We start from the raw sequence: 10,484 nt of genomic DNA on the forward strand, positions 1-10,484 counted from the left end.
ACCGGCCGCGCGGCGGCGGCCGCGCTGGCCGCGTCGGGCGGCGAGGTGTGGGCGTGGGATGATGGCGAAGCGGCCCGCGCCGCCTTTGATGGCACACTGGTCGATCTCAACACAGCGGACCTGTCGGGCCTTGCTGGCGTCGTCGTTTCCCCCGGTGTGCCCCATTCCGCGCCGATCTTTGCGGCCGCCGCCCGCCATGGCGTGCCGGTGATCGGCGATATCGAAGTGTTTGCCCGCGCCCAGCCCAAGGGCCGCATCGTCGGCATCACCGGCACCAACGGCAAGTCCACCACGACGGCGCTGGTCCATCATCTGTGCATCACCGCCGGCCTGCCCGCCGCGATGGGCGGCAACATCGGCCTGCCCATCCTGGCGCAAGACCCGTTGCCGGAAACCGGTGTGTGGGTGCTGGAATTGTCGAGTTATCAGCTGGAAATCACCCACAGCCTCGCCTGCGATGTGGCGATCCTGACCAACATCACGCCCGACCATCTGGAACGGCACGGCACCATGGCGGCGTACGCCGGCGCCAAGGCACGGCTGTTCGCCATGCAGAAGCCCGGCAGCACGGCCATTGTCAGCAAGGCGGCGCAGGCGGCCTACGCCGTGACCAATGGCCCGGTGATGCTGATCGAGGACGTGCCGCTGCCGTCGCCACAAACCGAGTGGCCGGCGCTCAAGGGCCCGCACAATCTGGAAAACGCCCGCGCCGCCATCGCCGCGGCCCGCGCAATGGGCATCGCCGATGATGTCATCGCTGCCGGCCTTGCCTCCTACCAGGCGCTGGCACACCGCATGGAACCGGTCGGCGAGAAGCGCGGGCTCCTTTGGGTCAACGACAGCAAGGCCACCAACCCGGACAGCACGGCCCCGGCGCTCAGCGCCTATCCCCGCATCCACTGGATCGCCGGCGGCCGCCCCAAGCTGGACGCAACAGGCAAGGCTGACTTGTCGGCCGTGTTGCCGCATCTTGGTGACGTGGTGGCCGCCTATCTGATCGGCGAAGCTGCCGTGCAATTTGGCGAGCAGCTGCAGAGCCGTCTGCCCGTCACCCAGTCGGGGACACTGGCGCAGGCGGTGCAGGATGTGCTGGCTGCCGCCAGGCCGGGCGATGTCGTGCTGTTCAGCCCGGCGGCGGCGAGTTTTGACCAGTTCAAGGATTTTGAGGATCGCGGCGCTGCCTTTCGGGCAGCGGTTGCGGCGCTTTGAGGGGGAGACGGGCGATGGCATCTGACCGCATGCGCAGTTCCGCTGGCCGGCCGCTGGCCGCCGCCCTGACCCGCGGCGACCGCAGCGCCATCGGCCGCTGGTTCTGGACGATCGACAAGACCCTGCTGATCATCATCTTTGCCCTTGTGGCGGCCGGTATCGTCGCCGTCGCCGCCGCCTCGCCGGCCGCCGCGCGCCGCCTGTCGGGCACCAATCTGCGCTTTGATGATCTCTTTTTCCTCTATCGCCAGCTGGGCTGGGTGGCGCTTGGCCTGCCGCTGATGCTGGCCACCTCGATGCTGGATCTGAAGCTGCTGAAGCGCCTGTCGGTCATCGGCACGCTGGGTTGCCTCGCCGCCCTGCTGCTGGTGCCGTTCATCGGCGGCGGCGCCAACGGGGCGGCGCGCTGGATCCAGCTGCCCGGCTTCCAGTTCCAGCCGTCGGAATTCTTCAAGCCCTGCTTCATCGTCACCACCGCCTGGCTGTTGAGCCTGAAGGTGGAGGACCGCTCGCTGCCGACCATGCAGATCAGCCTCGGCATCCTGGGCATGGCGCTGATCTGCCTGATCGCCCAGCCTGACGTGGGCCAATCCGCCCTGATTTCTGCCGTTTGGCTCACCCAGGCAATGCTGGCTGGTTTGTCGCTGGCCATTGTCGGCGCACTCGCGGTGCTGGGTGTCGTCGGGCTGGTTGCGGCCTATTTCACCCTCGATCACTTTGCGGCCCGCATCGACAAGTGGGTGATGGGCACGGGCGACACCTTCCAGATCGACAAGGCGCTGGATTGCTTCCGCGCCGGCGGTTGGCTGGGCACTGGCCCGGGCGAAGGCCGCATGAAGTTCCGCCTGCCCGAAGCCCAGACCGACTATATTTTTTCCGTGATCGGTGAGGAATTTGGCCTGATCGCCTGCTTCATGCTGGCCGGCCTGTTCATGGGCCTGGTGGTGCGCGCCCTGCTGGTGGCGATGGACGAAGACGATCCGTTCGTGTTCCTCGCCACGTCGGGCCTGGCCGCGCAGTTTGGCTTCCAGGCGGCGATCAACATGATGGTGAACCTGGCGCTGCTGCCGTCGAAGGGCATGACCCTGCCCTTCATCAGCCACGGTGGCTCCTCCTACCTCGCCATCTGCGTTGGCGCCGGGCTGCTCTTGGCACTGACCCGTTGTAATCCTTTCCTTAAAGGCCAGCCTTGGGCGAAATCGCCGGGCAACTTGCGGCCGGCATGACCGACAATCCGCGCCCCACCACGCCTGGCCCTGGCGGCACCTATGTGCTGTGTGCCGGTGGCACCGGTGGCCATATGGTGCCGGCGCATTGCCTGGCGCTGGAATTGATGGCGCGCGGGCACAAGGTGCATCTGGTGACAGACGAGCGTGGCCTGCGCTTTCCCGGCCTGTTCCCCGGCGTGCCGGTGACGAAGGTGGATGCTGCCTCTACCGGCCGCAGCGGCTGGCGCTCATTACCGCAGGTGGCGCTCTCGATCTGGAAGGGCCGCGGCACGGCGCGCAAGCTGTTCAAGGAGATCCACCCGCGTGCCGTGGTCGGCTTTGGCGGCTACCCGGCCCTGCCCGGGCTCTTGGCGGGCCTGTCGCTCTACCTGCCTTGCCTGATCCACGAGCAGAATGCCGTGCTCGGCCGCACGAACCGTTATCTCGCCCCGCGGGTGCGGGCGATTGCCACCAGCTTCCCAAAGGTGCGCCGCATGGAGGGCAGCTGGCAGCGCCGGGCACATTTCGTCGGCAACCCGGTGCGGCCCGAAGTGCTGGCCGCGCGTGACGTGACATTTGATGAAAACGCTGGCCGGCTGAAGCTGTTGGTGACCGGCGGCAGCCAGGGGGCGGCCATTTTGAACCGCGTGGTGCCCGCCGCTGTCCGCCTGCTGCCCGACGCTGTCCGCGCCCAGCTGGACATCACCCACCAGGGCCGCGACGAGGATGCGCAAGCGATGCTGGCCGATTATCGCGCCGCCGGAATCGAGCCCACCATCGCGGCCTATTTCCCCGACCTCCCCGCCGAAATGGCCTCCAGCCACATCGTCATCGCCCGCTCCGGCGCGTCCACCGTTGCCGAGCTGGCCGTGATGGGCCGGCCCTCGATCCTGGTGCCGCTGCCAATCGCCACAGATGACCACCAGGCCGACAATGCCGCCGCACTGGTCGCAGCGGGCGGGGCGCAGATGATCCGTCAACAGGATTTTACGCCGGAGCGCCTGGCCGAGGTCTTGACGCAATGGTTAACAGACCGGCAGGGGTTGGCCACGGCCGCTGCTGCGGCGCGTGCCGCCGGTCATCCGGAGGCGGCGCAGCGGCTGGCCAACCTCGTCATTGCCACCGGATTGATCGCATGAGTCCCGCACAGATCGCCTTTCGCCCCGGCTTCCGCACCGATATCGGCGTCATCCATTTCGTCGGCATCGGCGGCATCGGCATGTCGGGCATTGCCGAAGTGATGGCCAATCTCGGCTTCGAGGTGCAGGGCAGCGATTCGGCCGAATCCTATGTGGTCGAGGGCCTGCGCAAGAAGGGCATCACCGTCTTCATCGGTCAGAAGCCGGACAATGTCGCCAACGCCGCCGTGCTGGTGATCTCGACCGCGATCAAGGCCGACAATCCCGAAGTCATGGCCGCCCGCGCCAAGCGCATCCCCGTTGTGCGCCGCGCCGAGATGCTGGCCGAGCTGATGCGGCTGAAAAGCTGCGTCGCTGTCGCCGGCACGCACGGCAAGACCACCACCACCTCGATGGTCGCCACCCTGCTCGATGCCGGCGGGCTCGATCCCACCGTCATCAACGGCGGCATCATCAACACCATCGGCTCCAACGCCCGGCTCGGCACGTCGGACTGGATGGTGGTGGAAGCCGACGAAAGCGACGGCAGCTTCCTGCGGCTGACCGGCACGTTCGGTATCGTCACCAACATCGATCCTGAGCATCTCGATCACTGGGGCGATTTCGAGAAGGTGCGCGAAGGCTTCCGCAGCTTCGTCCACGCCGTGCCCTTCTATGGCGCCGCGATCCTGTGCATCGATCATCCGGAAGTGCAGGCGCTGATCCCGCGCGTGTCGGACCGGCGGATCATCACCTATGGCTTTGCCGCCACCGCCGATGTGCGCGGGCTGGACGTGACGCCCGTACCGGGCGGCAACCGCTTTGCCGTGCTGGTGCGCACCCGGGATGGCCAACGCCGGATCGACGATCTGGTGCTGCCGATGCCCGGCCGCCACAATGTCCAGAACGCACTCGCCGCCATCGCCGTGGCGCTGGAACTGGGCGTGGATGATGACGGCCTGCGTGCTGGCCTCGCCCGCTTTGGCGGGGTCAAGCGCCGCTTCACCAAGGTGGGTGAAGTTGCCGGCACCACCGTCATCGATGATTATGGCCATCACCCGGTGGAAATTCGCGCCGTGCTCGCCGCCGCCCGTGAAGGCGCGACCGGCCGTGTCATCGCCGTGGTGCAGCCGCACCGCTACACCCGCCTGCGCGACCTGATGGCGGACTTCTGCGCCGCTTTCAACGATGCCGACATGGTCTATGTCGCGCCGGTCTATGCCGCTGGCGAAACGCCGATCGACGGCGTCGATGCCGCCGCACTCGCCGCCGGCCTCGTCGCCGCCGGCCACCCGAGTGCCGACACGGTGACCGGGCCTGACAATCTGGCGGTGAAGCTGGCCGGCGTGATCCAGCACGGCGACCAGGTCATCTGCCTCGGCGCCGGCGACATCACCAAATGGGCCGCTGGCCTCGCCGACGCGATCGGCAAGGTGAAGGCGGGGTGACGGCGCTCGCCGCCCCTCCGGCCGCGCGCGGCAAGCTGACGGCGTCTGCGCCGCTGGCCCCGCTCGTCTGGTTCAAGGCGGGTGGCGCGGCGGACTGGCTGTTCGAGCCGGCCGATATCGATGACCTGCGCAGCTTCCTGAAGGCGCTGCCGGGCGACGTGCCGGTGATGGCGCTCGGCCTGGGCAGCAATCTCATCGTGCGCGATGGTGGGGTGCCGGGCGTCGTGGTGCGGCTGGGCAAGGCGTTCGGCAAGGTCAGCGCGGCAAGTGACACGCTCACCTGCGGCGGCGGCGCGTCAGGCATTGCCGTGAGCAGCGCCGCGCGCGATGCCGGCGTGGCGGGCCTCGAATTCCTGCGCGGCATTCCCGGCACCGTGGGCGGATTCGTGCGCATGAACGGCGGCGCCTATGGCCGCGAAGTCGCCGACGTGCTGGTGGAGGCGACCATCGTCACCCGCGACGGCGGTATCGAAACCCGCGCCCTGTCGGCGCTCGATTACAGCTATCGCCACTCCAATCTGGCCGACGGCGAGATCGTGGTGGCCGCCCGCCTGAAGGGCCAGCCCGGCGACAAGGCGGCCATCCAGGCCGAAATGGACCGCATCGCTGCGGCACGGGAAGCCAGCCAGCCGCTGCGCACCCGCACCGGCGGTTCCACCTTCAAGAACCCGGCGCCGCACAAGGCCTGGGAACTGGTCCACAGCGCCGGTTGCCGCGGCTTGCGCGTTGGCGGTGCCGAGGTGAGCGAGAAGCACAGCAATTTCCTGATCAACAGCCACCACGCCCGCGCCGCCGATATCGAGGCGCTGGGTGAGCTGGTGCGCGCCCATGTGCTGCGCACGCAGGGCGTGGCGCTGGAGTGGGAAATCCAGCGCGTGGGACGGGTGCAATGAGGGTCGCAGTCCTCATGGGCGGCTGGTCGGCCGAGCGCGAGGTGTCCCTTACCTCCGGCCGCGGCATCGCGCAGGCCTGCCGCACGCTGGGCCATGAGGTGACCGAGATCGACATGGGCCGCAACCTCGGCCAGCAGTTGCTCGATGCCGCGCCCGACGTGGTGTTCAACGCCCTGCACGGCACGCCGGGCGAGGATGGCACGGTGCAGGGCGTGATGGATCTGCTCGGCATCCCCTACACCCACTCCGGCCTCACCACCTCGGCCATCGCCATCGACAAGGAACTGACCAAGCGCATCCTGGTGCCGGCCGGCGTGCCGATGCCGCAGGGCAGGCTCGTCACCAGCGAAAGCCTGTACGACGGCGATCCGTTGCCGCGTCCCTATGTGCTCAAGCCCGTCAACGAAGGCTCGTCGGTGGGTGTCGCCATCGTCACCGACGCCAGCAATTATGGCAACCCGATCCGCCGCGATGTGCCCGGCCCGTGGAACGAATTTGCCACGCTGCTGGCCGAACCGTTCATTGCCGGCAAGGAACTGACCGTCGCCGTGCTGGGCGACGAGGCGCTGGCCGTCACGGAACTCAAGCCGACCCAGGGCTTTTATGATTATGAGGCCAAATATACCGATGGCCTGACCGTGCATGAATGCCCGGCGCAGCTGCCGCCGGAGATCGAGGCGGCCTGCCTCGCCCATGCGTTGACCGCGCACCGGGCGCTCGGCTGCCGCGGCACCAGCCGTTCGGATTTTCGCTGGGATCCGGCGCAGGGCCTGGCCGGGCTCTATCTGCTGGAAACCAACACCCAGCCGGGCATGACGCCCTTGAGCCTGGTGCCGGAACAGGCGAGAGTGAGGGGCATCAGCTATGAACAACTGGTGCAGCGCCTGATCGAGATGGCGCTGGCCGATCGGAAGGGAGGCCAGGGGTGACGGCTGCCGTTCTGAAGCGCGGCGCCAAGCCGCCGCGGGCCGCGCAGAAGCGGTCGGGGCGCGGCATGCCCGATGCCAAGCTGACCCGCCGCCAGCTTGGGCTGGGCGCCGGCGTGATGCTAGGCCTCGTTCTGCTCGCAATGATCGCAATGGGCGTGCCGCAGCGGCTGTGGAACGGCTTTGTGGTGTGGACCGCCGCCCAAGGCTGGGAAGTGCGCCATGTCGAATTGACCGGCGCGCGCGAGCAGGAACGGCTGGCCATCTATGCTGCGGTGCTCAACGGGCCCACGAATGCCATGCTGGCCACCGATCTGGACGAGGTGCGCGAGCGGCTGCGCACCCTGCCCTGGATCGCCGATGCCAGCGTGCAGCGACGCCTGCCCGACACGCTGGTGATCGAGATTTCGGAGCGCAAGCCAGTGGCGCTGTGGCAATATCACCAGCAGCTGGCCGCCATCGACATCACCGGCCGCGTCCTCACCCGCGAGCGGCTGGAGCGCTGGAACGAGCTGCCGATCCTGGTCGGCGCCGGCGCCAATACCCGCGTGCATGATGCGCTGGAACTGATCGCCACCACGCCGCTGGGTCGCGACGTGAATGCCGCCGTGTTCGTGGGCGGCCGGCGCTGGGACCTGAAATTCAAGAGCGGCGAGACGCTGGCACTGCCCGATCAGCCGGGCCAGGCCCGCGCCGCGCTGGCCAGCTTTGCCAAGCTGGATGGCCAGGGCCCGGAACGGCTGCTGGGGGGGCGTTTCACGCGTTTCGACATGCGCCTGCCCGGCCGCATGATCGTCGCCGGCCCGGCGGTGGCCGAAACATTGGCCGCCGCCGAAAAGGCGCGCCGCGCCGCCGCGCAAGCGCAGAAGATCTGAGGAGGAGGATCGTTGGCCCCCCGCATTCCACTTCCCCCGCTCGGTCGCGGCCAGCCGGAACGGCCAGTGGCCGTGCTGGATGTCGGCACGTCGAAAGTGTCGGCGCTGATTGCGCTGATCGGCGGCGACGGGCCACCACGCGTCATCGGCAGCGGCCAGAAGCCCTGCATGGGCCTGAAACGCGGCACGGTGACCGATTTCGACAAGGCCGAAATGGCCATCCGCGGCGCCATGGACCAGGCCGAACGCGCCGCCGGCCTGCAGGTGGACAGCGTGATGACCAGCTTTGCCGCCGGCAACATGGCCAGCAGCATGGCCAGCGCCGAGATCGACATTGCTGGCGCCAGCATCACGCCGACCGACATGGTGACGCTGCGCCAGGCCGGCCGCGCCAGCATCGATCCCAGGGGCCGCACCGTGGTCCACGCGCTGCCGGCGCTCTACACATTGGATGGCCTGCCCGGCGTCGAAAGCCCGCTCGGCCTGCATGCCGACCGGTTGGGCATGGATATCCATGTCGTCACCGCCGACACCCCGGCGATCCTCAACTTCACCCGCGCCGTGGCGCAGTCGCACCTCGGCATTTCCGGCCTGGTCGCCAGCCCGCTCGCCGCCAGCCTGGCCGTGCTGGATGAGGAAGAGCGCGACATCGGCGTGGCCCTGATCGACATCGGCGCCGGCATGACCAGCATCGCCGTGCACAAGTTCGGCATCGCCGTGGGGATCGCCACCGTGCCGATGGGCAGTGCCGACATCACCGACGATATTGCCGCCGCCTTCGACACCAAGCGCAGCAATGCCGAGCGCCTGAAGACCTTTGATGGCGCCGCCGTTGCCACCGCGCGCGACCAGGTCGATCCGGTGATCATCCCGCCCGCCGTGGAAGATGGCAGCGCCGAACCCCGCAAGGTGCCGCGCGCGCAGCTGGTCGGCGTGATCCGCACCCGGCTGGAAATATTGTTCGGCGAAATCGGCAAGGCCTTGTCGGGCCTGGGGTTTGTTGGCCCGCAGGCGCGGCGCATCGTGCTGACCGGCGGCGGATCAGACCTGCGCTCGATCGCGGATTTTGCCGGCAGCTACTTGGGCTGCAACGTGCGTATCGGCCGGCCGCGCGGACTGAACGGACTGCCCGTCGCACAGGAAGGCCCGGCTTTCGCAACGCTGGCCGGTCTCATATTGTTTGCCGGTCGTGATCCCGGCGATGTCTGGCACCAGCCGGTGACCAGTGAAAATGGGGCGCCGCGCCGCGGATTGGGCGGAGTCATCGAAAAACTGTGGGGAAGTCTGTGAAGTCCCTTCCCAGCGATTCGCGCATCATCTAGTATGTTACGGGCCACGGGAGACACGATATGCTGGAATTCGCCAAGCCGGAACTGACTGAACTGAAGCCGCGGATCGCCGTTGTCGGCGTCGGCGGGGCCGGCTGCAACGCCGTAGCCAACATGATCGCTGCCGATCTGATGGGCGTTGAGTTCATTGTGGCCAATACCGATGCCCAGCAACTGGCGATGAGTCCGGCCGGCACGCGCATCCAGCTCGGCATGAAGATCACGCAGGGCCTGGGCGCCGGCGCCCGTCCCGAGATCGGCCGTGCGGCCGCCGAAGAGACGCTGGAACAGCTCGAAACCGCGCTCGACGGCGCGCACATGTGCTTCATCGCAGCCGGCATGGGCGGCGGCACCGGCACCGGCGCGGCCCCCGTGGTGGCACGCGCCGCGCGCGAAAAGGGCATCCTCACCGTTGGTGTTGTCACCAAGCCGTTCAGCTTTGAAGGCGCCAAGCGCATGCGCGCGGCCGAGGAAGGCATCACCGAGCTGCAGAAGCATGTCGACACGCTGATCATCATCCCGAACCAGAATCTGTTCCTGATCGCCAATGCCAACACCACTTTCAAGGACGCCTTTGCCATGGCGGACCAGGTGCTGCACCAGGGCGTGCGCGGCATCACCGACCTGATGATCATGCCGGGCCTGATCAACCTCGACTTTGCCGACATCCGCACCGTGATGAGCGAGATGGGCAAGGCGATGATGGGCACCGGCGAAGCCAGCGGCGAAGGCCGCGCCATCGAGGCGGCGCAGAAGGCCATCGCCAACCCGCTGCTCGACGAAGTCTCGATGCGCGGCGCCAAGGGCGTCATCATCAACATCACCGGTGGCGACGATCTGAAGCTGATGGAAGTGGACGAAGCCGCTTCCTATATCCGCGACATGGTCGATACCGAAGCCAACATCATCGTCGGCAGCGCCTTCAACAAGGATCTGGATGGCCTGATGCGGGTGAGCGTGGTGGCCACCGGCATCGATGCCGCCGCCCGCCCGATGCCGATCCCGGCACCGCCCAAGAAAGCCGCCGCGCCGGCCTTCCTGGCCCAGCCCAGCATCTTCACCATGCCGCCGCCCGCCGCGCAGCCGGAACCCGAGCCGATGCCGGAGCCGGAGCCGGTGGCCGAAATTGCCCCGGAACCGGTGGCCGCCGAACCGCTGTCGCTCGACCTGCCGGTGGCCGAAACCGTCGCGGAGGATGCCGAAACCGTGGCCGAAGCCGTGGAAGAAGACGACGCCATCGATCTCGCCGAAGTCGGCGAGCGCGTGGACGAACGCCCGGAAACCAGCTTCACCTTCACGCCGGTCGCGCCGATCGCCGGCCCGACGGTGAACCCGGAACCGGCCCCGGCGCCGATCCCCGAACCGGTGGCTGAAGACCGGCCGCTGACCCTGTTCGAACGCATGATGGGCATGAGCCGCAAGCCGCGCGCGCCGGAGCCGCCGCCGGCGAGCCTGGCGCCGCAGCCGGAACCGCCGCAG

9 protein-coding genes are annotated in these 10,484 nt (G+C 68.0%); all 9 read left to right on the plus strand.

Annotated features, from left to right (window positions below; translation table 11 throughout):
• Positions 1-1,209, plus strand: a 1,209-nt coding sequence (gene murD, locus GJ693_RS10355) for a UDP-N-acetylmuramoyl-L-alanine--D-glutamate ligase (protein WP_156256231.1), incomplete at its 5' end; no start/stop codon positions are given.
• A gap of 14 nt (positions 1,210-1,223) precedes the next feature.
• The gene (locus tag GJ693_RS10360) at positions 1,224-2,435 is read left to right on the plus strand and encodes an FtsW/RodA/SpoVE family cell cycle protein (protein WP_235902809.1); all 1,212 of its coding nucleotides are present in this window, start codon (positions 1,224-1,226) and stop codon (positions 2,433-2,435) included.
• A complete protein-coding gene (gene murG / locus GJ693_RS10365; RefSeq protein ID WP_156256232.1) occupies positions 2,432-3,556 on the plus strand; it encodes an undecaprenyldiphospho-muramoylpentapeptide beta-N-acetylglucosaminyltransferase in 1,125 nt (374 codons plus the stop codon). The genes GJ693_RS10360 and murG overlap by 4 nt, the downstream gene beginning before the upstream one ends.
• Positions 3,553-4,983 (plus strand): UDP-N-acetylmuramate--L-alanine ligase, encoded by a 1,431-nt coding sequence (murC, locus tag GJ693_RS10370; protein ID WP_156256233.1) that lies wholly within the window; start codon positions 3,553-3,555, stop codon positions 4,981-4,983. The genes murG and murC overlap by 4 nt, the downstream gene beginning before the upstream one ends.
• Complete coding sequence (murB, locus tag GJ693_RS10375) at positions 4,980-5,876, plus strand: UDP-N-acetylmuramate dehydrogenase (RefSeq protein WP_156256234.1); 897 nt, start codon at positions 4,980-4,982, stop codon at positions 5,874-5,876. The genes murC and murB overlap by 4 nt, the downstream gene beginning before the upstream one ends.
• A complete protein-coding gene (locus tag GJ693_RS10380) occupies positions 5,873-6,805 on the plus strand; it encodes a D-alanine--D-alanine ligase (protein WP_156256235.1) in 933 nt (310 codons plus the stop codon). The genes murB and GJ693_RS10380 overlap by 4 nt, the downstream gene beginning before the upstream one ends.
• Positions 6,802-7,677 carry a cell division protein FtsQ/DivIB gene (locus GJ693_RS10385; protein ID WP_156256236.1) on the plus strand — a complete coding sequence of 292 codons (876 nt, stop codon included), beginning with the start codon at positions 6,802-6,804 and terminating at the stop codon, positions 7,675-7,677. Before GJ693_RS10380 ends, GJ693_RS10385 begins: the two co-directional genes overlap by 4 nt.
• Positions 7,678-7,689: 12 nt before the next feature.
• Entirely contained in the window at positions 7,690-8,967 is a 1,278-nt protein-coding gene (gene ftsA / locus GJ693_RS10390; protein ID WP_235902812.1) for a cell division protein FtsA, read from the plus strand.
• Between the two features lie 59 nt (positions 8,968-9,026).
• On the plus strand, positions 9,027-10,484 hold a 1,458-nt coding region (gene ftsZ / locus GJ693_RS10395), incomplete at its 3' end, for a cell division protein FtsZ (protein ID WP_156256237.1).

The sequence above is a fragment of the Sandarakinorhabdus oryzae genome, assembly GCF_009733735.1.
In the GTDB taxonomy this organism is placed as follows: domain Bacteria; phylum Pseudomonadota; class Alphaproteobacteria; order Sphingomonadales; family Sphingomonadaceae; genus Sandarakinorhabdus; species Sandarakinorhabdus oryzae.

What these genes read in the sequence shown, in the direction of transcription:
- GJ693_RS10360 (WP_235902809.1), top strand. Translation starts at nt 1,224, where the DNA reads ATGGCATCTGACCGCATGCGCAGTTCCGCTGGCCGGCCGCTGGCCGCC.
- murG (WP_156256232.1), top strand. Translation starts at nt 2,432, where the DNA reads ATGACCGACAATCCGCGCCCCACCACGCCTGGCCCTGGCGGCACCTAT.
- murC (WP_156256233.1), top strand. Translation starts at nt 3,553, where the DNA reads ATGAGTCCCGCACAGATCGCCTTTCGCCCCGGCTTCCGCACCGATATC.
- GJ693_RS10380 (WP_156256235.1), top strand. Translation starts at nt 5,873, where the DNA reads ATGAGGGTCGCAGTCCTCATGGGCGGCTGGTCGGCCGAGCGCGAGGTG.